19 protein-coding genes, 1 pseudogene and 1 riboswitch are annotated in these 24,391 nt (G+C 45.2%); of the genes and pseudogenes, 18 read left to right on the top strand and 2 right to left on the bottom strand.

The genetic code is table 11. From position 1 onward, the window contains the following. Positions 1-14: 14 nt before the first annotated feature. From AC3WU2_RS29730 to AC3WU2_RS29705, 6 genes are all read left to right on the top strand, one after another. Positions 15-632: a zf-HC2 domain-containing protein gene (locus AC3WU2_RS29730; RefSeq protein WP_492458456.1), complete on the top strand. Its 618-nt coding sequence runs from the start codon at positions 15-17 to the stop codon at positions 630-632. A gap of 140 nt (positions 633-772) precedes the next feature. Further along, positions 773-1,597 (top strand): diadenylate cyclase CdaA, encoded by an 825-nt coding sequence (gene cdaA / locus AC3WU2_RS29725; RefSeq protein ID WP_492458455.1) that lies wholly within the window; start codon positions 773-775, stop codon positions 1,595-1,597. Beyond that, entirely contained in the window at positions 1,590-2,957 is a 1,368-nt protein-coding gene (locus AC3WU2_RS29720) for a CdaR family protein (protein WP_492458454.1), read from the top strand. Before cdaA ends, AC3WU2_RS29720 begins: the two co-directional genes overlap by 8 nt. A 49-nt stretch (positions 2,958-3,006) precedes the next feature. Beyond that, positions 3,007-4,347, top strand: a complete 1,341-nt coding sequence (gene glmM / locus AC3WU2_RS29715; RefSeq protein WP_492458452.1) for a phosphoglucosamine mutase — start codon at positions 3,007-3,009, stop codon at positions 4,345-4,347. 589 nt (positions 4,348-4,936) lie between these two features. Then, a complete protein-coding gene (glmS, locus tag AC3WU2_RS29710) occupies positions 4,937-6,766 on the top strand; it encodes a glutamine--fructose-6-phosphate transaminase (isomerizing) (RefSeq protein ID WP_492458451.1) in 1,830 nt (609 codons plus the stop codon). 192 nt (positions 6,767-6,958) lie between these two features. Then, a complete protein-coding gene (locus AC3WU2_RS29705) occupies positions 6,959-7,297 on the top strand; it encodes a helix-turn-helix domain-containing protein (RefSeq protein WP_492458450.1) in 339 nt (112 codons plus the stop codon). A 114-nt stretch (positions 7,298-7,411) separates the two neighbouring features. On the opposite strand, the gene AC3WU2_RS29700 is transcribed toward AC3WU2_RS29705, so the two are convergent. Further along, the gene (locus tag AC3WU2_RS29700; protein ID WP_492458449.1) at positions 7,412-7,852 is read right to left on the bottom strand and encodes an HTH domain-containing protein; all 441 of its coding nucleotides are present in this window, start codon (positions 7,850-7,852) and stop codon (positions 7,412-7,414) included. A gap of 191 nt (positions 7,853-8,043) precedes the next feature. Between AC3WU2_RS29700 and AC3WU2_RS29695 the strand changes: the two genes are divergently transcribed. Then, complete coding sequence (locus AC3WU2_RS29695; RefSeq protein ID WP_492458448.1) at positions 8,044-8,400, top strand: GNAT family N-acetyltransferase; 357 nt, start codon at positions 8,044-8,046, stop codon at positions 8,398-8,400. Between the two features lie 254 nt (positions 8,401-8,654). On the opposite strand, the gene AC3WU2_RS29690 is transcribed toward AC3WU2_RS29695, so the two are convergent. After that, a complete protein-coding gene (locus AC3WU2_RS29690; RefSeq protein ID WP_492458447.1) occupies positions 8,655-9,233 on the bottom strand; it encodes a hypothetical protein in 579 nt (192 codons plus the stop codon). Between the two features lie 90 nt (positions 9,234-9,323). Between AC3WU2_RS29690 and AC3WU2_RS29685 the strand changes: the two genes are divergently transcribed. The 11 genes and pseudogenes from AC3WU2_RS29685 to AC3WU2_RS29635 all read left to right on the top strand — a co-directional run bounded on the left by AC3WU2_RS29685 (position 9,324) and on the right by AC3WU2_RS29635 (position 24,348). Continuing rightward, positions 9,324-9,704, top strand: a complete 381-nt coding sequence (locus AC3WU2_RS29685; RefSeq protein WP_492458458.1) for an MFS transporter — start codon at positions 9,324-9,326, stop codon at positions 9,702-9,704. Positions 9,705-10,094: 390 nt separating this feature from the next. Continuing rightward, positions 10,095-11,090 (top strand): alpha/beta fold hydrolase, encoded by a 996-nt coding sequence (locus AC3WU2_RS29680; RefSeq protein WP_492458446.1) that lies wholly within the window; start codon positions 10,095-10,097, stop codon positions 11,088-11,090. Then, a pseudogene (gene ybdJ / locus AC3WU2_RS29675) lies at positions 11,087-11,759 on the top strand (two-component system response regulator YbdJ). The gene AC3WU2_RS29680 and the pseudogene ybdJ overlap by 4 nt, the downstream one beginning before the upstream one ends. After that, positions 11,756-12,772, top strand: coding sequence for a sensor histidine kinase (locus AC3WU2_RS29670; protein WP_492458445.1), 1,017 nt, complete (start codon positions 11,756-11,758; stop codon positions 12,770-12,772). The pseudogene ybdJ and the gene AC3WU2_RS29670 overlap by 4 nt, the downstream one beginning before the upstream one ends. Positions 12,773-13,061: 289 nt before the next feature. Then, on the top strand, positions 13,062-13,979 hold the full coding sequence (locus AC3WU2_RS29665) for a decaprenyl-phosphate phosphoribosyltransferase (RefSeq protein ID WP_492458444.1): 918 nt from the start codon (positions 13,062-13,064) through the stop codon (positions 13,977-13,979). A gap of 27 nt (positions 13,980-14,006) precedes the next feature. Then, a complete protein-coding gene (locus tag AC3WU2_RS29660) occupies positions 14,007-14,636 on the top strand; it encodes an HAD family hydrolase (protein WP_492458443.1) in 630 nt (209 codons plus the stop codon). Further along, complete coding sequence (locus AC3WU2_RS29655; protein WP_492458442.1) at positions 14,624-14,953, top strand: EamA family transporter; 330 nt, start codon at positions 14,624-14,626, stop codon at positions 14,951-14,953. Before AC3WU2_RS29660 ends, AC3WU2_RS29655 begins: the two co-directional genes overlap by 13 nt. After that, entirely contained in the window at positions 14,943-15,260 is a 318-nt protein-coding gene (locus tag AC3WU2_RS29650; protein ID WP_492458440.1) for an EamA family transporter, read from the top strand. The genes AC3WU2_RS29655 and AC3WU2_RS29650 overlap by 11 nt, the downstream gene beginning before the upstream one ends. A 35-nt stretch (positions 15,261-15,295) precedes the next feature. Beyond that, complete coding sequence (locus tag AC3WU2_RS29645; RefSeq protein ID WP_492458439.1) at positions 15,296-16,600, top strand: DUF6080 domain-containing protein; 1,305 nt, start codon at positions 15,296-15,298, stop codon at positions 16,598-16,600. Positions 16,601-16,768: 168 nt separating this feature from the next. Next, complete coding sequence (locus AC3WU2_RS29640; RefSeq protein WP_492458438.1) at positions 16,769-17,251, top strand: copper amine oxidase N-terminal domain-containing protein; 483 nt, start codon at positions 16,769-16,771, stop codon at positions 17,249-17,251. Positions 17,252-17,349: 98 nt separating this feature from the next. Next, positions 17,350-17,442: riboswitch (cyclic di-GMP riboswitch) on the top strand. 90 nt (positions 17,443-17,532) lie between these two features. After that, positions 17,533-24,348, top strand: a complete 6,816-nt coding sequence (locus AC3WU2_RS29635) for a non-ribosomal peptide synthetase (protein WP_492458437.1) — start codon at positions 17,533-17,535, stop codon at positions 24,346-24,348. Positions 24,349-24,391: the final 43 nt, after the last annotated feature.

The raw sequence follows: 24,391 nt of genomic DNA, 5'->3' as shown, positions 1-24,391 counted from the left end.
AAGGAATGGCTCCTATGGATTGCAAGCATGCCCTCTCTTTAATGCATGACTATTTGGATAATGAGCTGGCACCCGATCAAATACTGCTGTTAAAAGAGCACTTTGCGATATGCCCTGCGTGTATGGAGCATTATGATCAGTTAGAGCGTACAGAACTGATGCTGTTTGGCACCAAAACACAGCACTTTGAGCCGATATCGGGTTTTGTTACAGCAAATATCATGGCATCCCTGCCTAAGAAAGCAAAGCAACGTGTTTGGATGCAATGGATGAAGAATCACCCTGCGGTTACGGTGGCGGCGATGTTCTTTATGGTCATGTTCATTAGTGCGTTAAGTTTCTGGAATCAAGATCGTGACTTGATGGTGAAGGGACCAGATCTCGATAAGTTGATTATCGAAGGAGATAAGGTGATTGTGCCTAAAGGTCTTAGCGTAGCGGGAGATCTGACCGTGCAGAATGGCCAGGCGGAAGTCTATGGCGAGGTGAACGGCAATCTTACCGTAATCGATGGATCGATGAATTTGGCTTCAACTGCCCATATTTCAGGTCAAGTAACGAAAATCGACGAGGCCATGAGTTGGTTGTGGTACAGGATCACCCATCTGTTCTCGGAAGTTTCGTATAGGTAATTGCAGCCAACCTCTCTTTGTTCTGAAGAGAGGTTTTTTTATTTTGACAAAGGATTGGAATGAATCAAACTTGCATCGAAAAGGATATAGTTATAACCTATAGGTATAGGTAAAGTACAGGTTATAGTCGGGGGTACATCATGGATTATTTTACGAGCCTTACGTGGAAAGATTCCATTAAAGATATTATCGATATACTTATCGTAAGTTATATTATCTACAAACTTATGCAATTGGTCCGCGGGACGCGGGCGGTGCAGCTGCTTAAAGGGATATTTGTTCTTGTTATTACCTGGGGGCTTAGCACATGGTTCAATCTCTATACGCTCAAATGGTTAATGAATCAAATGTTCACATTCGGGGTTGTGTCAGTGCTGATCATTTTCCAACCGGAGCTTCGTCGTGCGCTCGAACAACTCGGGCGAGGTAAGTTGTTCCGAAGCTCGTCCTTTCAGGAGATGGATGTGAGCTTATCCGTTAACGAAGTGATTAAGGCCGTGAACTATCTAGCTAAGCGGAAGATCGGTGCACTTATTGTCTTCGAACGTGATACGGGGTTGAATGAATATACGGAATCGGGGATCAAGATGGATTCGCGCATTAGTTCGGAACTGCTCATTAATATATTCATCCCGAACACACCGCTGCACGATGGGGCAGTTATTCTGCAAGGAAGTCAGATTGCTGCGGCGGCATGTTATTTGCCATTGTCCGAGAACCCTTTTATCAGCAAGGAGCTCGGTACGCGTCATCGGGCGGCTATCGGCGTCAGTGAAGTCACAGATGCGATCTCTGTTGTTGTATCCGAGGAGACCGGACAGGTCTCACTGGCCATCAATGGGCTTGTCGTGCGCGATATTAAAGAGGAATCGCTGATCTCCAAGCTCCATTCGGAGCTAACACCTAAGCAGAAGATTTCGGAGAAGACCCCTTTCTGGAAGCGGAAAGGAGGCACCAATGGATAAGTGGCTAAATAATGCGAATATCTCGAAAGTCATTGCGTTGTTTTTAGGGATTTTATTATGGGCGATTGTACATATGGATGATCGAACACCAAATCAGGTGTCTTCGCTTGTCGATGTCAAGGTGATTGATGACGTTCGAATTCAGACGGTTGGGCTGGATCAAAGTCGGTATATTCTGAAGCAAATGGTACCGGAGGTTGTACGCATACAGGTGCGTGGTCAGTCATCTGCGCTTACATCAGCGATGCCTGAGGATTACCGTGTCAGTCTGGATTTAACCGGTCTTGGCGAAGGGAAACATGATATCGATCTGACCTACGTGATGCCAAAAGGGATCCAGCTTGTCTCTATGGTGCCATCTCGGGTAACCGTGGAAATTGAGGAAATGCAGACGAAGGAAATGGATGTCAGCATTAAAACGACAGGCACGCCTGCGAAGGGATATACGGTAGGACAGCCGATTATCTCGCCATCGAATCGCGTTCACGTGACGCTTCCAGCAAGCCAAATGAAGGATATTCATTCGGTGTCAGCAACGCTGCCGATTGATGGGGAACAGAAGTCGGTGAAGCAGAAGCGGGTGAAATTAACGGCTTATGACAAGACGGGCCATGAGATGAAGGATGCCATCATCACGCCGCCAGTTGTTGAAGTGGAATTGCCGATTACGAAGCCGTTCAAGCTGGTGCCATTGCAGATAAATTTTGTAGGTCAACTGCCGGATGGACTTGCTATCTCATCCTTCACACCAAGTACCAACCAGGTTGCCATTTACGGGCCGCAAGAGGTGCTCGACAGCATTGAATTTTATGATTCGATTCAAATTGACCTTAGTCAGATCAAAGAGTCTACAAAATTAACGATGCCTCTCCCAGTTCTTGGAAAGGTTGAAAAAATCGAACCAAACAGTGTAAACTTTGATATAACGATCGTGCCTACCGTTCAGCGTGTGCTGGATAAGCTGCCGATTACGTTAACAGGAGCGAACGACCAACTGAAAGCATCGATTGAGGAGCCAGCAAGCCGAACCATGTCGATTACCGTTGAGGGAGCTCCAGAGGTTGTGAATAGTCTTAAAGCGGGGGACGTGCAGCTTATAGCGAATCTGAGTGATCTACCACCAGGTACTCACCAGGTCGCGCTGCAAGTGAATTTACCAAATTTCATTCGTCGTGTTGATCAGGGGACGATCTACGTGAAGGTGCTTATCGAAGAGAAGAAGGCAAACCCGGCTACGAAGACAGAACCAGATATCAATAAAGATCAACCGGTGGATGGAAAACCAACCGATACGCCAGCAGAGGGAACGATTGAACCTGGGACACAAGAGACGCCAGGGGATGTGAGCGGAACCGAGTAGAGAGAATGAGCGTACAATGGGATAATAACGTTAGAGAGAGGTCGCAAGAATGGGGAAATATTTTGGTACAGATGGGGTTAGAGGCGTTGCAAATCAAGAGTTAACGGCTGAATTAGCTTATAAAATCGGTCGATGTGGCGGGTATGTCTTAACGCGTCAAGCTGAGAAGCCGACAGTAATTATCGGAATGGATACACGGATATCCGGGCAAATGCTCGAATCTGCGCTTGTTGCTGGATTGTTATCCATCGGTGCACATGTTGTACGTATTGGTGTCGTATCGACGCCGGCTGTTGCGTATTTGACGCGTATCCTCGGTGCAGATGCAGGGGTGATGATCTCCGCATCGCATAATCCGGTCGAAGATAACGGCATTAAATTCTTTGGCGGCGACGGGTACAAACTGTTCGATGAGACGGAACTCGAAATCGAGCGTCTGATGGATGCAGAAGTGGATGAATTGCCTCGTCCGGTAGGGAAGGATCTTGGATCCGTTCAAGTCGATGATGAAGCGAAATTCAAATATATTGCGTTTCTTGCTTCCACTGTGAAAACTTCGTTTAATGGGGTTAAAATCGTACTCGACTGCGCTCATGGTGCTGCGTATGAGCTTGCGCCGAAGTTGTTCCGTGAGTTGGGTGCAGAAGTGATTACGATCGGTGCAGAGCCGAATGGGCTTAATATTAACGATCACTGCGGTTCGACACATCCAGAACAGTTGAAGGCTGAAGTGGTGAAACATGGCGCGCATCTCGGGTTAGCTTTTGACGGTGATGCGGATCGATTGATTGCCATTGACGAGAAGGGTGAAGAAGTCGACGGCGACTACATTCTATGCATCTGCGGCGATCGTATGAATCGCGAGGGCAAGCTGAACGAAGGTACGGTCGTTACGACGGTCATGAGTAATATCGGATTCTTCAAAGCAACGGATAAACTCGGACTTAAGACAGCTCGTACAGCCGTAGGTGACCGTTATGTGATGGAAGAAATGCGTCGCGGCGGATTTAACCTTGGTGGAGAGCAATCTGGACATGTTATTTTCCTCGACTATAATACGACAGGTGATGGCATTCTTACTGGTGTGCAGCTGGTGGAGACATTGATCCAATCCGGTAAGTCGCTTAGTGAATTGAAGTCGATGATGCGCAAGTTTCCTCAGGTTCTCGTCAATGTTCGTGTTGCAGACAAGAGCAAGTACCCAGGGAACAAGGTGATTGAAGCGGCGATTGAAAAAGTGGAAAATGAGCTCGGCGACAACGGTCGTGTCTTGGTACGTCCATCCGGTACGGAATCTTTGATCCGTGTCATGGCTGAGGGCCCGGATAAGGACCAACTGGAGTTGTATGTCGCACATATAGCAGATACGGTGAGAGAAGCGCTCAGCTAATCTCTGAAGGACCCTTTTGGCATGCGGTAGGATGCTGGAAGGGTTCTTTTTGTAACGTTAAGTCGCTGACGAGTTGCTAAATGCTCTAGGGCTGTATATAATAGCAAGTATGATTTCAGAAGGAAAGGCAGGATAGAGGTTGTATGGTTACTTAAAGCGCCAGAGCTTAACCGCACAGATCGGAGAATATATGTGCTAGGTGAGCTGACGAGGTGAAGGTGTTCGAAACATTCGGCGGGGACCTTCCGGTATCGCATCATACCGTAGAGTTGAAACGGAAAACGAGTTGGTAACGGCTCGGACAATGATTTCAGCAAGATGCTTCATAGCAATTGAACTTATCCTGATCCGCGTGGCGGTAGGGCTATTATATTTGGGTTATTTATTTAAAATCATGGATGTGTATTGCACTTTGGGAAGTGCCGGTCGATAGACCGCAGCTAACATTCATGTCATGTGCAGTCATGCAGGTGGAAGGCGAAAAGAGAATTATGGTTCTTTGGACAATTGAATAAGCTGCGGTTAGACGCGTTATAGGTAGCTTCCTAACGGATGTGATGCACGTCCCACTAAACGGAGGTTACGAATTATGTGTGGAATTGTTGGATATATTGGAAAGCGCGATGCGCAATCGATCTTGGTGGAAGGCCTCAAGAAGCTGGAGTACCGTGGATATGATTCGGCAGGGATTGCCATGTATACAGAAGCGGGTCTGCAAGTCAAGAAAGCCAAAGGTCGGTTAGCGGTACTCGAATCGCAACTGGACGGAGAGCCTTTGGTTGGAACGGTAGGAATCGGGCATACACGTTGGGCGACGCATGGCAAACCATCGGATGTGAACTCGCATCCGCATACCGATATGACGATGAAGTTCTCGATCGTACACAACGGCATTATCGAGAATTACACGGATTTAAAAGAAGAGTTGATCGCGAGCGGCGTGACATTCGTATCGGAGACGGATACCGAGGTGATATCTCATCTCGTAGCACGGGAGTATGACGGAGATATTGTTCGTGCAGTCCAGAAGGCGATAACGCATTTACGTGGTGCCTATGCGTTAGGCGTATTGACGGAATTTGAACCCGATCGATTGGTTGCGGTTCGGAATGCAAGTCCGCTGATCATTGGGATCGGGGAAGGCGAGCATTTCATCGGATCGGATATTCCGGCGATTCTCGAGCATACGCGCAATGTGTTCATCCTGAACGACGGCGAAATGGCTGTGCTGACAAAAGACACTGTCGAATTGATGACAATCGAGGGGAACTTTATTTCTCGGGAAATGATCCATGTCGATTGGGATGCAGTGACAGCGGAAAAAGCCGGATTTGATCATTTCATGCTCAAAGAGATTTACGAGCAGCCGAAGGCTTATCGTGATACGATGCGTGGACGTGTCGATTCGGATCTAACGGTGTCATTGCCAGAACTTAAGCTGTCATCTGCTGAACTTGCGAACATTCGCAAGGTTCACATTGTGGCCTGCGGTACGGCTTATCATGCAGGTCTTGTCGGTAAGACGGTGATTGAGACAAGTGCACGGATACCGGTCGAGGTTGAAGTGGCATCCGAATATCGCTATCGCTGCCCATTGATTACGCCAGAGACTTTGGTCATTGTCGTAAGCCAATCCGGTGAGACAGCAGATACGCTAGCAGCGCTTCGTGAAGCGAAGGCGAATGGTGCGCATGTACTGGCGATCACGAATGTTGTCGGCAGCTCCGTGGCTCGCGAAGCAGACAGCATCATGCTGACGATGGCAGGACCTGAGATTGCGGTTGCATCAACAAAGGCGTATTCGTCGCAGTTGATTGCATTCTTCTTGCTCGGCATGTACCTTGCTCAGACGCTCTCGACACAAGAGACAGCTTGGGTGAGAGGCATCGTCGCAGCGATGCTGGCCTTGCCGGAGCAAGTAGAGCAGATACTAGACAATACGGATGCACTACGCGAATATGCTGAGTCCATTGCGGTACATGAGCACCTGTTCTTCATTGGACGCGGTGTCGATTACGCGGTTGCACAAGAAGGCTCCTTGAAGCTGAAGGAAATCTCGTACATTCATTCCGAAGCCTATGCGGCGGGTGAATTGAAGCATGGTACGCTGGCATTGATCGAGGACGGCATTCCGGTCATCGCGCTTGCGACGCAGAATGCGCTGCTCGAGAAGACGGTTAGCAACATTAAAGAAGTGAAAGCGCGCGGTGGTGTAATCTTCGGTATTTCCGATGTGAACGAAGAGAACGCGCTTGGTAAAGCGGTAGATGAAGTATATGCGATTCCTGCGACACATCCACTGCTTACACCGGCATTATCGGTTGTCCCGCTGCAAATGATCTCATACTACGCGTCCTTGGCGCGTGGCAATGATGTCGATAAGCCGCGGAACTTGGCGAAGAGTGTTACGGTGGAGTAGGGGATTGTCATAGATATGAGCGTCTGTTCAGTGAAAAAAAAGTGTGGAACCAGTAAAAAATGTGTGGAACCGACATGTAAGATGATTGATTAATGCATCAAGAGGGGAGCCTGAGGCAATGATTCAGGCTCCCCTCTTTTTAATAAATGAACAATGATTTTGCATGGAATTTGATGAAAGGTGGTGAAATAGGTGAGTGAAATTGGATATAGAATAAAAAGTATCCGAAAAGAAAATAATCTTAACCAATCTCAATTTGCAAAAAGTATAGGGATATCTCAAGGAAACCTTAGTGAAATTGAAATGGGAAATAGTAATCCTTCAGCGGAAACATTGATATCAGTTAGGGTCCAATATAATATTAATCTAAATTGGTTGTTAACAGGCGTAGATTCGGAAGATGGGTTTACACATGAAGACCACAAAGAAAAAAAGTTAATTGAGATTTATAGGAACCTTAATGATTATGATAAAAACGAAATTATAGAGATAATGCAACTGAAAACAAGCTGTCTCAGCCTACAAACGTAAAGGCAATTGGAGGCAATCATGACGATTTGTTTGTTCGATGGCTAGATGGCGATGAATATCCCCTGATTTCAATATAATAGTCATACTCTACGCTGTCTGTCGGGAAATTTTGCTTCACCCAATCGTAATGCAAAGCCTTCCCTTTACTGTGGTCTGCTGTCTCTGGTTCGTACCAATGTACATACACTCAACTGACTTATGTGAGAAGTAAGAAGATTTTACTCTCCCCTTATTGTACTGAACAAGCCTTCCGCAATTAGGGAAAAATAGCTTGTCCGCTCTCAAATTGAGTGTGGACTGTTCTTCACACATAGTCGCAATCAACGCAGTACGCCATCTATGGGCAGCTCTATTTACTCTGACAATACCTATAACTTCGACATCAAAACCATTCTCCTCAAAGATCTGTCTTGGTGATTTTCCTGTTTTATTTTCAGCTATAAAAATTCTTTTGAAGTCATCTGTATACGTAATCTCCTTGGTACTTACAGATTTGACATAAGAATTAGTGGATAGATATTCTACTTCTTTCTGGGTAAAATGGTTTCTTGGCATTTGATAATTTTCTCCGGTTTCTCTATTTTATAAGTTATACAAAAAGTACCCTATAGGGCAGACCTTTTTCAAGTGTCTACTCTATAGGGTACATTTTAAGATATGGTTGACCTCATAATACGAACGGGTAGGATAGAGACAGTTACATATAGAAATAAATTGTAAATCTTGCGAGTTGCTAGTTCTAAATTGTGCTGATACATAAAGGGACAGTTCCGATAAAAACGAAACGGCTGGTTTTACGTAAGTTTACAATGAACGACAAACATGCGGTATACCACAACATGACAAGTGATGTTCAAATGATAAAATATTTGTCGTGGGAGACTCACGAATCGCTGGAAGAAACGGCTGAAATGCGTACCAAATGGATATCAGGATACGAAAATCCCGAGTTTTACCGTAGGGCGATTGAGTTTGAAAATGAAGTGATAGGTTCAGTTCATTTGCTTGATATATCAAATAATAAGTCATGTCGTTGCAAACTTGGGTTATTATATCGGTTCAATATGGTGGAATATCGGTATTGTAACGGAAACCACTTATGAAGTCATGAGATTTGCATTTGAAGTAATTACGACATTAAATTTGTCTAGTAGTGACTCATTCATTCAACACAATGTAGGTTTCTGCTAGGATCAAGAAAATCTTTTAGGTTGCATAAACCATCCAAAGAACTTCCTTGATGGAAACAATAAGGCACTCGGAAACAGACATTAAATAATCTTTTGTCTTAGAACATGTCAAGCTGGAATTATTGCACACAGCGACTTGGAAAACATTTAGAAAATCAAACTTATATTTATTTAGTGCAACTTCCACCAGTAATAGTAATCCCTAATCTTGAAATTGAAATATAATCGCACGAATTACCAGATTTATCTGAGAATACCACGATCCATCGATGATTAACATCGTCCCATTCAATATCTTTGAATATTGTTCTAGAATATTCACTGGTTATATTATTTCTTCCAGAGTTATTTTTCATTAATGCAATTTTTAACGCTTCTTCTCTGCTCATGGGAGGAGTTGTGATCCAATAATTAATACTCTGTAGAGATAGTAATAAACCGCATATAGTAGGAATGACAATTAATAATAGCTTTGTTGTAAATCTTGTGTTGTTTAAAGAATTGCAAACAATCCTTATTATATGAATTATATAAAATCCTATAACAATAAAAGCAATAATTGAGAAAAAAAAGCCTACTGTCATTAGAATTGGATATGGTAGTTCAATTTCTTTTTCGGTCATTGTTGCTTTTCTTTGTGATAGTTTAATCGATAGTTCTATAAGATATATGTATAGAGAGAAACCTCCGATGATACAGTAGATGGAAATAAATCCATTTAAAAGAACTACAGCAATTTTCCTCATAATTTTCCACCTTTATTGTTTTAATTGCTACTTTACTTAATAAAAATATAACAGGACTTATTAAGATAAGAAAGAGTTGCATTAACGGGTATTATAATCAGTAATTTTGGTGGGGGCTTTGCATTTGGTCTTCTGTTTGCGATGATTGCTGACACGATTGATTATGGAGAATGGAAATCAGGAGTGAGGGCACCAGGCTTACTATCTGCAGCAAGTAGTTTTGGTGCTAAGTTCGGAATGGGGCTCGGGGGAGCGATTGCAGCTTGGGTTCTAGCGTTAGGGAAATATGTACCGAATCAAGCGCAAGCGCCATCGGCTTTGCTAGCAATTGAATTCAATTTTGTATGGTTACCATTAATTGCGAATGCCGTTGTTATTCTATTATTCATGTTCTATAAGCTAGATAAAGATGAGCCCCAAATGATTAGTGACTTGAAAACTCGTAGAGAAATATCTGGGTTTGAAGCCTAAATAAGCAGTTCGTAGCGCTCAGCGACAACCCGCATGGATACGGCGTATGATTGCATCCAAATGGCGGCCGAAAACGAAGTCGGATATGCGCAAGGGTACTCGCTTATACATCGAATTATATTAAAGAGAAGTCAAAGCAAATAAAGAAGTATCACAGCTGAGCAGGTCCAGGAATATTTCCTGACATTTGCTCGGCTTCTTTTATTGCGGCTGAGTGGTTTTTTTAATGGGGTTTTGTTCGTAACGATAGGATGGAGGTGAAAACGTTGAAAATTATATTGGGGAAATTGAAGGAGCGGCGGTTTGTTCAGAATCTCGCAGTCGAGATTCACTAGAAATTTATTATTCTAATTTATCCTTTCAATAAGAAGTTGAAGGGAGAAGATATCTATGCGGAAAATAGTAAATGTCTTAAAGAAAATTGGGATTGCATTGTTAGTCATTGTGCCACTGGCAACACTCGCAGTATTCATCAATCACAAGATCCAACTTAGCAAGGAAGCGGGGCTTCTTAAGGGGGAGGGTGTGCTCGCTCATTTTAACAACAAGAAAATAAATGTGTACAATGAAGGGAGCGGCGAGGACACGTATGTCTTTATGGCGGGCTCGGGGATCGCTGCTCCAGTGTATGAATTGAAGGGAATGTATCGCAAGTTTTCACAGGAGAACAAGATTGCTGTCGTCGAACGAGCAGGGTATGGGTATAGTGATGTTTTTGGCGATGATCGAGATGTGGATACGATCTTGGAACAGACAAGAGAAGCACTCGTTCAGAGCGGAAATAAGCCGCCGTATATTCTAGTCCCGCATTCGATATCTGGGATAGAAGCGATTTACTGGGCGCAGAAGTATCCAAGTGAAATAAAGGCGATCATTGCGCTGGATATTGGATTACCTCAGCAGTATGTCGCCCATCCGATGGGGTTCATGGATTCAATCATGGTTAGAGGAACGAGTCTATTAACGACGTTAGGGTTCCATCGCCTTGCGCCTTCGTCGGTGTATAATCCTGAGGTGATTCGACAATCTTTTCTGACGGAGCATGAGAAAGATGTGTATAAGGCGCTGTCCTACAAACAATTTTTCAATCGAGATATGGAGCGGGAGCTCCTGCAGAGCTACAATAATAGTGTGAAGTCTGTTAACTTGCCGTATCCCCAAAATACGCCGATATTATTCTTGGATGCGATTGCGGATCAATATAAAGATTCGATCTACACGGTTCAAAAAAACAAAGACTATAAGTCGTTCGCAGCACAACTACGCTTATCCGACGTGATTACACTGCGCGGAACGCACAGTATTCATCTCTATGTCCCGGATGAGATCTACAAGCTAGCGACGGCATTTATCGAGAAAGTGAACCAGGAAAGGCTGAAGGAATGAGAGGGTATAAGATTTTAATGGTTGAAGATGATGTGGTCATCGGCGATGTCATGCAGAAAATTTTTGCAGCGGGAAGGGTACAACGTATGCTGGAAGACGGATGGAAGTGACGTGCTTCATGTCATCCGCGAGATGGATATGGTCATTATGGATGTGATGCTGCCGGGTGAGGATGGGTATCAACTCTCGAAGAAAATCAAACATCTCGGATTAAATATCCCGATTATTTTTCTATCGGCCAGAAGTGATATGGATAGCAAGCTACAAGGTCTAACCATTGGGGAGGATTACATGGTGAAGCCTTTTGATCCGCGGGAGCTGCTTCTGCGCATGAAGAAGATGCTGGAGAATCACTATGGCATGTTTACGCAAATCCAGCACGTTTATATTGACGCAGAACGTCGCAGAGTATTCCTGACGAGTATGCAGCATGAAGTTGATTTGACAGCCATTGAGAGGAAAATATTTTTCTACCTCTATGAGAATCGGGATCGGATATTAACGAAAGAGCATTTCATGGAATATCTGTGGCAGCTAGAAGATAGAAACCCGAACATCGTGAATGTGCATATCAAAAAAATAAGAGCCAAGATTAATGATCACGCGGGTGAAATGATTCAAAATATATACGGGGAAGGGTATCGCCTCAATACCTACAGAAAGCCATGAAATTAAAGAAGAAATACCAGCTGCTGTTATTGTCCGCCATTGTTAGCGTGCCTTTGCTGTTGTTATCGATTGGTGTGTTGATGAGTGTTATTTATAATTCCGTTTTTAAAACGAAAAATGAGCATATTCCATTTCATGCTTCATTTGCCTACCCTGTTATGTTAGCCGTCTTTGTTGTATCGCTGGTGGTGTTAGCCGTCCTATTCTCGAAATCGATCAGTTCGTTGCTGAGCAAAATAAATATATTGAACCGAGCCATCCGGAATTTAGCTAGCAATAACAAGATTCCGAACAAAATAGAGGTTCATAGCGATGATGAGGTGGGGGAGCTCATTCGATCGGTCAATTTATTAATTGAGCGAACCACTTATCGCGAATTAGAACTGAAACAGCAAGAGGCAATGAAGAAGGAGCTGCTCAATAAATTAAGGCATGATATTAATACGCCATTAACGGCTGTGCGCTTGCAGCTATTTTATCTGGAAGGCCAACTTCAAGACCAGGCACCGATTCTTGAGTCGTTATATCAACAAATCCAGTATATATCGGAATTAACCCATGAAATTCATTTGCAGTCTACGGATACGTTAGAGAGTTCCTATATTTTACAAGAAGAAGTAAATATACATGATGTACTGGAGACAATGGTTCAGAAGTGGGGCTATTTGTATAGCATGCATGAGATCGAGCTTCTCTTTCATCCGGTAGATCAAGATTTGATATGGAGCTGCAATCCTTTATGGGTTCAAAGGCTGTTTGATAACATTTTGCAGAACGCGCTAAAACATTCAAAAGCGACGAAACTCGAGGTGAGCATCGAGAATGGCGTCGTTACGATCCGAGACAATGGGATTGGTTTTGATAGAAATCGCAGCCGAGAGGGGCTGGGGTTAAAAATCATCGAGGATATCGCGAACATGCTCCAGATCCAATATACGCTGCAATCGAGTGATGGCGGGACGCTGTTTAGTGCACATCAGATAAAAAGAATTGGTTGTATGGTTAATCCATGAACAATTCGATGAAAGTAGACTAAATCCGTTTTTTTGATCGTTTTTTATATTTGCGAAGCCCGAATACTTCCCCTAGGGAATGTATCGGGCTATTTAATTATCAGTAGATATTAACGAGAGGATCATTGTCAGATCTGAAAATAAGTCATCACGGATTTCTATATCCTAAAAATAGGTAGCTCATACAATAAAAATGGTATAAAATAGTGTTTAATGTCATTTCGTGTAGAAAATATTGTAAATAAAAACAGATGTTGAGAAGAAAACTTATGACCAAGGATGATTATCAATGCAACCCACAAAGCCAAATGTTGCACATAAAGAACTTCGTATGAGGGACTTCAATATCATAGAGCTCTTATTTATGCAGCTAAGACCAAAGCAATGGAGCAAGAACCTTCTTATCTTTGCTGCCTTGTTGTTTTCCTTCGAAAATATGAATTTGTTGTCTGTTGTGAATACGATGCTAGGATTTTTTCTATTCAGCTTCATCTCAGGCTGCGTCTATATTCTGAATGATTATGTCGATAGAGAAGCGGATCAGAATCATCCGATTAAGAAACATCGTCCAATGGCATCCGGTGCACTAGACCCTCATGTTGCATTAGCGTTCGGTGCGATTCTATTGCTTGCATCTCTCATCACATCATTCTTTCTAAATCCGTTGTTCACCGTGGTATTGATCATTTACTTTGCTATCAATGTCGCTTATTCTTTCGTACTCAAACATGTTGTTATTATTGACATTATGGTCATTGCTGCGGGATTTGTGCTGCGCGCCATTGCAGGGGGGCTTGTGATTCATGTCTCATTCACCCCGTGGTTCCTGATCTGTACGCTGCTGCTTTCCTTGTTTCTCGCGATTGGCAAGCGAAGACACGAATTGTTTCTACTGCAAAATGATAAAGGAACGCACCGTAAAGTGCTGGATCATTATTCATTTACATTATTAGATCAACTGAACAGCATTGTCACCACGGCTACGATCATCAGTTATTCCTTGTTTACCTTTACGTCTGGACGTACGATCCATTTGATGTGGACAATCCCATTTGTTATTTACGGAATCTTCCGGTATCTCTACCTCATTCACATTGAACATAAGGGAGGCTCGCCGGATAAAGTGTTATTTGAGGATAAACATATCCTGATCACGGTAATTTTGTATGTGGTTAGTGTGGGATGTATTATAGCATTTTTAGAGTGATTTTATTAGAAAATAGAGGGAATGATTATGCACAAGAAAGTGGCGATCTTCGACATTGATCATACGATCATAAAAAAAGATTCGATGTTTCTATTTGTTTGGTTCGGCATCCAAAAGAGGCCTATGGCAATTTTGAACTTGTTCGATATCGGCATAAAGACAGTGTTATATCAACTGAAGCTCCTGCGTGTGGAACGTGTAAAAGCATCTTATTTTAGCGCGATTCGTTATATGAAGGAAGTTGATTTGGAAGATTTCTATGATAAGGTATTGGTGCCTCTTATATACCGAGATGCATTAGATGAGATTAAAAAGAAGAAGGAGAACGGCTATCATATCTTGCTTGTCTCTGCTTCACCGCATGCCTATGTGAAATACTTCAAGAAGCTGCCTGAGGTAGATGGTGTGATCGGGACCGAACTTGTGCAACAGCAAGGATGGTATACCCCCTTTATTGAAGGTAACAACTGCAAGGGGGAAGAGAAGGCGGTACGAATTGAAAGGTATTTAGAAGACGCTGGTTTTCACATTGATTTTGAACTGTCTTGTGCGTATTCCGACTCGCTATCAGATTTACCAATGTTTCGATTGGTGAAGAATAGATACCTCATTAATCTGCAAAGTCCGGGTCTGGAGGAACTTCGATGGAAAACGTAAAGTTTCGTCATATGGGGAAAGTCTTGATGATTCTATCCGCATTTCTTACAGCCACGGGACAGCTTTTTTGGAAGTGGGGACACACGAATCTCCTTTATGTGGTGATTGGTTTCCTGTGTTACGGGTTAGGTGCTGTGTTCATGCTCAGAACTTTTGCGTTGGAAAAGCTCTCTGTAGCTTATCCCTTAATGTGTACGAGTTATATCTTCGCGTTGATTTACGGCGATCTTTTCCTAGGAGAAGATATTACCTTGAAGAAGGCGGCGGCTGTGGCCCTACTTGGGATTGGGGTGACGTTAACATCCTATGAGAAATGAATGGCTTATCGGCTTACTTCTTGTCATGACGTTGATCGGGTCGCTAGGTAGTGTTTTTTTTAAATGTTTCACGGTGAAGAGAAAGCTTATCTATCTTCTGGTCGGTTTGCTACTCTACGGTCTGGGGGCACTGCTCAACATTTATCTCTTAAAAGAACTTCCGTACACCCTGGTACTGCCGGCGAATGCATTAACGTTCATCTGGACGCTATTATTTGCTAAATGGATATTCAGAGAGACGGTCGGGGTCTTTAAAATCGCGGGAGTCGCTTTCATTGTTTCTGGTTTAATTTTATTGATCGTGTAATAAAGCTTAAAATCTATCATGATGGGTGGATAGTTATGGGATTTTGGGGTTTTATATGGAACAACAAGAAGGATAATTACAAAGCTTTGTGGTTGTTTATTGTTTTCTTTCTCTTTTATGTGGTTAATAATTATCCATTTATTGAATATATGAAGCATAATACGGCAGGACTCGTAGGGCATAATCCCTTTTACGGCGCACCATTTATGCTGAATTTGTTCAATTTTGATCCGTCTATGTACTATGGTTCCAGCAATACGTCGATTGTGCATCCGTTCTTGAATTTTTTAACGGGACCTTTTACTTTTATTGCGAACCATTCCTTGGGGAATTTGTTTTTCTTGCTGATCCAGTCAGTTATTAACGCACTTAGCGTGGTTATGATCTATTATTATCTACGGAACATGGGCCGTGAGAGCGATACATTCCCTCTACTCTTTGCTGCCTTTTTCGGGGTCAGCTCTTATAATTTGTTTACGGTACTGGTCCCAGATTCTTATCCCTATGCGCAGTTTATTATTATTCTCTCAGTATTGTATCTACAATATTATCGCGTGTATGCGAAGAATGGATTACTGTCTAACGCTTCACTCGCTTTGGCTAACTTTGCTGTTACCTCGACGAATGTCGTTCCATTCCTAGGGGCCGTCTTCTTTAACATTGTTAGAAACGATAAAAAAACAGTGCATAAGTTTATCCGAATCCTATTGTATTTTCTACTCATGGTCATTGCTGTTACGCTATTACAGTTCCTATTGTTTGATGGACATTCGTGGGTCAATAACTGGTTCCGGAGCTTAAGTCATAGTGGATTCAGCTACGTGTCCGTATTCTCATTTAGTCAGCATTGGAAGGCTATCTATATGTTGATTGTAAGCCCTATCTTGACACCTGACATCGCATTGATTGATCCGGGTATTGTGGCATTTGCGACTGATCTGATGCGTCCTTATCCTTTCTATGTGCATGTCATCGGATTAACCATCATTGTGCTATCCGTTCTAGGATTTATTAGGGGTAAGAAGTCTAGGGAATCATGGGTACTGGCGACCCCCATTCTTTTTGCTATATGTCTTCATTTGATTGTTGGTTATGGTCTTGCTGCGTTTAAATATGATATGTACTTGTATGCAGGACATTATCTATTTGCCTTCTTCCTACTCAGTGCAAGCTTCGTTATGCAGATCCGTCATGGATTCATGAGAAAAGTATGGATCGGTATTATCCTGGTGTTTATAATCGTAACCCTAAGTAACAACATCATCAAACATATACAGACTCTAACGTATATTGAAAAGTCATATGTGGAACTGAACGTTTCCAACACGGGGAAGAAGTAAGACTAGAACGGCGTGCTATGCGGATCCGAGCGGAAACGGTCCGAACCGGGTACAAGGACAGCGAGGAGTCTTCGGCTTCTTTTGTTATTAATTGTTTATCATATTAATAATTTATAAGACAAAACGGGAGCTTGCTATCGGCAGCTCCCGTTTTGCTTCCGGAGAAAATTGCGTGCGCTGACGGATCCGGCATGGCTTGTTTCTGCTTATGATCCGAAGACACGCATTGTGATGTTTCATACGAAAGATAACAAAATTCCGGTAAAATTGCGGGAAGGGGACAAGAAGGCAACCGTGAACGGCAAATCCGTTCCGATTGACGCCGCAGTCGTGAACAAGAACGGACTGACCTATGTGCCGCTTCGGTTCATCAGCGAGACGCTTGGCGCTTATGTAAAGTATTTCGCGCAAGACAATCGTGTCATCGTCCGAAAGCCTACGGGCCAGAAAGCATATGATACGCTGATGCACGGCGATCTGACGGAAGCACGCAAGATTGCGTCAAGACTGTCAAAAATCTCGGGGGATGCGCCGCCTTTAGAGCATGGTGAAGGGTATCATCATTTTGGTTACACTTTCCCAGAAGGAGAAGTTCTACGGTTTATCTTCGATGATGCCGGATACGACTATGGTTACTATGATAATTCTTGAAAATGCATTGAAAAAAAGTGAAACATGTTGAAAAATGAAAATATCATAGTAAAATAGAATAGGTACATTGTACTAAAATCAAAACCTCTTGAACACAAATGAATAACGGGCAAATCCGTCGAAAGTCGGAGACGCAAAGCTATAGGGGCTTACATGAACAGTTATTGTTGATCAGCCAGCCAGCTGCCGAAAGTGTACTTGTTATTTCGTCAAACAACTCACCTTATTTCGGTAGAGTTGTTTTTTTGTGCTCAAATAGGGTTCAACGCAGAAGGAGTGAAATGATGTCTTTGATTCTAGCCAATATGGACACCGTACAGGAACATTGGCATAACAAATGGGAAGGTGTGGATAATAAAACATTTCTTGTCCCGGACTCGAAATCGATTGACCGCGTGAACGTGTCTACCATCAGACGCTCATTCCGGGAAAAGTCATTGCGCTCAATTCATCAAGCTTGTGATTCGGCGGGCGTAGATTTATCCACTGTATTGTACTCGTCATGGTCTATACTTCTTCATCGCTATATGCGTACCGAAGAGATCACATACGCTGCATTTTTACCTGATGAGGATAAGCTTATTGTTGTTCATATGAATATGGCTTCCTCGCATGCAATGGATGCGCTGGTGAAGCAAACCCAGGCCGTCATGAATCAAGAACGGCCGTTTTCAATGTCGCTTGGACAGCTGCAGGAGATGCAAGAGGAGACGGGATATGTACTGCCTTCCAATTCGGTAATAGGCATAGGGAAGTCGATCGAACTCTCGCATCGTGCATTGCTGCAAGAAAGCGACATTCGGCTTCAATTCACGGTCGAAGCCGAAACGATTGAAGTGGAGGCACTTTATCGGGAGTGTGCGTTTGGTAGTGCAACGGTTGAACGTTTACTCCGTCATTTAGAGAATATTTTGGTGTCGTGGTGCAACGAGCCTCATGCGGCGGTCGAATCGATTGATATCATGGACGCCGATGAGAAGGAGCATATCCTGAAGGCATTTAACCATACAGAGCAAGACTTTAAGGCAGACACGACCATTCATAGATTATTCGAGGAGCAAGTAGACCGAACGCCGGATCATGCAGCTGTAGTATGCGGTGAAGAGACACTTACCTATCGACAGCTTGACGAACAATCCAATCGATTGGCTCGAGTCCTCATGGGGCAAGGGGTACAGCGAGGGGACATCGTAGGGATTATGTCCGGCGCTTCGAAGCAGATGATCGTCTCGGTCCTCGGCATTCTGAAGGCAGGGGCGGCCTATTTGCCAATCGACCCGAATTACCCTGCGGAACGTACGAAATTCATGCTTGAAGACAGCCAGACACAGGTGCTGTTATTGACACCGGACATTCGCTCCGAACTGGCTTATGATGGCCCCGTATTGGTTGTGAGCGACGATCTGCTTGCGGGAGAATCTGTGGAAGCTGTTCCTGTGTCGTCCAGTCCGACAGATCTCGCGTATATCATTTATACGTCCGGGTCGACCGGAACGCCCAAAGGCGTCATGGTCGAGCATCGTTCGCTCGTGAATTTGGCATGCTGGCACCAGCAGCATTTTCGTGTCACGGAACATGATCGGGCCACCAAATATGCAGGCTTTGGCTTCGATGCTTCTGTGTGGGAAATATTCCCTTATATAATAACCGGGGCGTCGCTTCATATTGTTCCCGAAGACATTCGGCTTGACGCCGAGGAATTGAATACATATTTCCATCAACAAGGGATTACGATCGGGTTCCTGCCGACGCAGCTGTGCGAACAGTTCATGGAGCTGGAGAACACGTCTCTGCGCGTGCTTGTCACAGGCGGCGACAAGTTAAAGACGTATCGTCCTAAGCGTTATGAGCTTCACAATTGCTATGGCCCGACAGAAAATGCGGTCGTTACGACCTCGCATCAGGTTACGGCATTGACGGACAACATCTCCATCGGCAAACCGATCGATAACACCGAGGTGCTCATGATGGATGCAGCGGCCAACCTCCAACCGATCGGGATTGCGGGGGAACTGTGCATTAGCGGCACAGGGCTTGCTCGGGGCTACTTGAACCGACCGGAGCTGACAGCGGAGAAATTCGTTCCGCATCCGTTCCGCGCGGGGGAACGCATGTATCGGACCGGGGATCTAGCTAGATGGCTTCCGAACGGAACCATTGAGTTCTTGGGACGCATCGATCATCAAGTTAAAATTCGCGGGTTTCGAATTGAAATCGGCGAAATCGAGCAGCAGCTTCTCCAGCATGATGCGGTTAAAGATTGTATTGTCATCGCGCGTGAAGATCAGAACGGGTCCAGCTATCTATGTGCGTATGTGGTCGCATCGGAAGCATGTACACATCAGGAACTGATGGACTTCCTAGCGGTAAGGCTGCCGGATTACATGATTCCGCCGCGATTTGTGACCCTGTCCAGTCTCCCGGTCAATGCCAATGGCAAAGTAGATCGGCGTGCGCTGCCAGAGCCGGAGCGCGAGAACGTACGAGCGGAACACGTGGTGATGGAGAACGAGACAGAAAGAGCGCTTGCTGAGATATGGCATAAAGTACTCGGGATTGCGAATATTGGTCCGGATGAACGATTCTTCGAAATCGGCGGCCATTCGCTGCAAGCGGCTTCGCTTCGAGGGCTAATCGAACGACGGTTCGGCGTGCGTCTGCTCATGGCGGATGTATTCCAATATACGACGATCCGAGAACAAGCGCGTCAAATCGCGGAGCAGCAAGGGGATCATGCGGTTCGTTCCGCGATTGAGCCTGTCCCTGTATCTTCCCATTACCCTGTCTATCCAGCGCAAAGACGTATGTTCTTGATCGAGCAAATGGAAGGCGTCGGGACGGCATACAATACGCCGATGCTGCTCCGTATCGAAGGCAAGGTTGACGTGGTCAGGCTGGAGCAGACGTTCCAAAAATTGATCCAACGCCATGAAATGCTGCGGACCTCTTTCCAATGGGTTGGCGAGGAGATTGTGCAGACCATTCGGGAGCACGTTCCATTCCGATTGTCGATGTTGACCGCCGATGAGAAGGAAGTCGCGGGGATGATGCGTGCGTTCGTGAAGCCGTTCAAGCTGGGCGAGGCCCCGTTGATGCGCGCGGCGTTCGTCGCTTGTGCAGACGATTTGCACTATGTGATGCTCGATTTCCATCATATTGCCGTTGACGGCGTGTCGCTGCATGTGTTTTTCGAAGATTGGAGCAAGCTGTACAGCGGAGAAGTACTGCCTACGCAAGCCGTTCAATTTAAGGATTTTGCGGTGTGGTACGGACAGCAGGACAATACCCCGTTGCGTCATACGTTGAGGGATTATTGGAGCTCTGCATTGGCGGGCGAAATTCCGATTCTACAGCTGCCCACCGATATGAAGCGGCCGGACATTCAGAGCTTCAAAGGAAACACACTCTCGGTTCAATTGGATGCATCATTGACGGAGAAATTAAAAAAATTAGCTTCGGACTCCGATACAACAATGTATATGATATTGCTTGCTGCCTATAATGTATTGCTCTTCCGCTATAGCGGCCAAGAGGACATTGTTGTGGGCGCACCGTTCGCTAGCCGGACCGAGAGTGAAATGCAGACAATGATGGGCATGTTCGTTAATACGTTGCCACTTCGGAGTTACCCGGATAAGCAGAAGTCTTTTGCGGCATTTTTACAGGAAGTGAAGGCATGCGTGATCGGCGCCATCGAGCATCAGGAGTATGAGCTGGAACTGATGCTTCGCGACTTGAACAACCCTCGCGTTCCAGGCCGGAATCCGCTGTTCGACACTTTATTCGTCATGCAGAATACGGGCCGTACCATCCCTTCGATGGTGGGGGCGGAAGTGACGGCTGCACCATACGTGGATCCGATTGCCAAGTACGATTTGATGGTGGATGTGACGGAATTGGACACGACGGTCCATATCGATTTCCAATATCGTACGGATCTGTTCAAGCAGGAGACTGTGGAACGCTGGAGCAGACATTTTGCGCGCATTCTGGAAGCGGCTGTTACGTCAGGTGACATCAAGCTGTCAGAAATCGCATTGATGGATGAGAAGGAAATACATGAAGCGATGAATGCTCGCAACAACACGGTGGTTCCATATCGCAAGGAAGCGACGATTCATCAATTGTTCGAAGAGCAGGTGCTGCGGACACCGGATCATCCAGCACTGGTATTCGGAAGTGAGCATCTCACTTATGCAGAGCTGAACGAGAAGGCGAATCGTCTAGCTGGAACGTTGATGACTAGTGGCGTTCAGGCCGATGAAGTCATTGGACTAATGGCTGACAGGTCGCTAGAGATGATCATTGGACTTCTCGGTATACTCAAAGCCGGTGGAGCTTATGTTCCGATTGATCCCGAGTATCCGCAAGATCGCGTGAATTATATGTTAGCCAGCAGTGGGGCGAAGCTTCTGCTCACGCAAACGCATTTTACCGGAAAGACAGCCTTTGAAGGCGAATCGCTATACTTGGATCAACCAACCGCATATAGCGAGCATACAAGCAATCCGCCAAGCCGAAGCGGGGCTGATAATCTGCTATATGTTATTTATACATCCGGAACGACAGGGCAGCCCAAAGGCGTCATGATCGAACATCGGAATATGGTGAACCTGATTCATTATGAATACACAGAGACCAATGTCGATTACAGCGGCAAGGTGCTTCAATTTACAACGTTAAGCTTCGATGTATGCTCGCAAGAGATTTGGTCAACCTTGCTAGCCGGAGGGACGTTATGTCTCGTCACGAACGATACGCGCCGCGACGTAGGCAGATTGCTGCAGGTGATTGAAGAGGAAGGCATTAATATCCTGTTCATGCCTGTATCCTTCTTGAAATTCATATTGAATGAGAAGGAATACGCAGATCGGCTCCCTACCTCGGTACGCCATATTATTACAGCGGGCGAGCAGTTGATCGTACCGGAGAAATTCAGAGAGCATCTGCGGCATTACCAAGTGCATCTGCATAACCACTACGGACCTTCAGAAACGCATGTGGCTACGGCCCATACGATCGATCCGAACGGGGCGATACCCGAACTGCCGCCGATTGGTAGGCCGATTACCAATACGCGGATTTATCTATTAAATGATCATTTGCACGTTCAGCCGCCGGGCGTACCGGGGGAGCTCTACATTGCGGGTGATTGCGTCGGAAGAGGTTATTATGGTCAGGATCAATTGACAGCAGAACGATACTTGCCAGACCCGTACGCAGGCGAAGGACGGATGTACAAAACCGGAGATCTAGCCCGTTGGAATGAAGACGGTACATTGGAGTTTCTAGGTAGGTTGGACCATCAGGTGAAAATTCGGGGCTTCCGAATCGAGCTTGGGGAAATCGAGAACACGCTGCTTAATCATGCTGCTGTGAAAGAGACGATTGTCCTTGCCAAAGAAGATGGCAGCGGAGGCCGATACTTATGCGCCTATATCGCCGTGGAAGAAGAGCAGACGGTCACGGAGCTGCGGAGCCATCTTGCGAAGAGTTTACCGGATTATATGATTCCATCTTACTTCGTACAGCTTCCGGCCTTGCCGCTCACGCCGAACGGCAAAATAGACCGAAGGGCCCTTCCTAACCATGAGATCGGGAACATACCGGTTGGAGGTCATGAATACGTGGCGCCTCGTACAGATGCGGAACGCCGGATCGCCGAGGTATGGCAGGATCTTCTGGGCTTAACGAACATCGGGATTCATGATAATTTCTTCGAGCTGGGCGGACATTCGCTTAAAGCGGCCGTTATGGTAGCAAGGCTGCAGCAGCAGTTCGAAATCGGCATCAATGACGTGTTCGAGCATCAGACGATTGCGGAGCTGTCCACGAAAGTGAGAGAGACTTCATCGAATCATTTGATGGAGAAGCTCGCAGAATTGAAGAAAGAGCATATCGCCTCTTCAGTTCGGTTTGATGATCACGAAGAGCAATACCGCTTAAAGAATGAGCGATATGGCCAATTGGATATGGCAAAGAAGGTATCTTACAATCATGTGCTGCTGACGGGGGCAACCGGATACTTAGGTATACATCTCCTGCGCGATATGCTATCTCATACGCATTGGACGGTCCATGTCATTGTTCGCGGCGATACCGATGAACAGGCCGTCGCCCGTTTGCACGGCAAATTAGCGTTCTATTTCGGCGATCGGATCGATGAGATGATGCGGAGCAGAATCAGCGTGTATAAGGGGGATCTGACGCAAGAGCGGATGGGCTTATCGGAAGCGAAGTATACCGAGCTATCCCGAATGGTGGACGGAATCGTGCATTCGGCGGCAACCGTCAAGCATTACGGCAATTATCATGATTTTGAACAGCAGAATGTGATTGCGACGGAGCGGGTACTTGCATTTGCGAAGCTGAACCGAATCAAATCCATGCATCATATTTCGACATTAGGCGTCGCATCGGGGATTATACCTGACCAATCCGCCGCTTATTTCACCGAATACGATCTGGATTTGGGTCAGCAGTACGAGAATTATTATGCCAAAACGAAATATGAAGCGGAACGGAAAGTTGTCGCGGCCAGGGAGACAGGTATCCATTCGAGTATTTACAGAGTGGGTAACATTGTTTTCCAATCCGACACGGGAAGATTCCAAGAAAATATCGAGGAAAATGCGTTCTACACGATGATGCGTTCATTTATTCGTCTCGGCATGGTGCCTGACATGGAACCGGACACGGATTTCTCTTATGTCGACGCGGTCAGCCGGGCTGTTGTCCTGCTTATGCAACCAGAGGCCATTCAGAATGAAATCTTCCATTTATTCAATCCGCATCGCGAGAGCATGAGCCATCTGCTAGCAGACGGGCGATTAGAGTGGGATGTCCAGTCAGGTTCGTTCGAGCAGTTTATCGATTATATGATCGCGAAATATGAGGCGAATGACTGCAGGGAAGAGATTGAGAAAATCATATTGCACTACGGATGGCTGGAACAACACCATGACGCGACGATGTATGTGGTTGCTGTCAGGAAGACTGTAACGGTATTGGATATGCTAGGCTTTGAGTGGAAGCCGGTTGATGCCAACCAGATCCAAGCCATGATTGAATACTGTAAAGAAGTAAACTTCTTGTGATCGAAATAAGGTAGTTTAGTTCTATGTTTCGACTTATTTTGTC

The sequence above is a fragment of the Paenibacillus sp. EB106-05-06-XG162 genome (assembly GCF_058791655.1).
The sequence above is the reverse complement of the archived record's forward strand: the minus strand, read 5'-3'. Positions and strand labels throughout refer to the sequence as shown.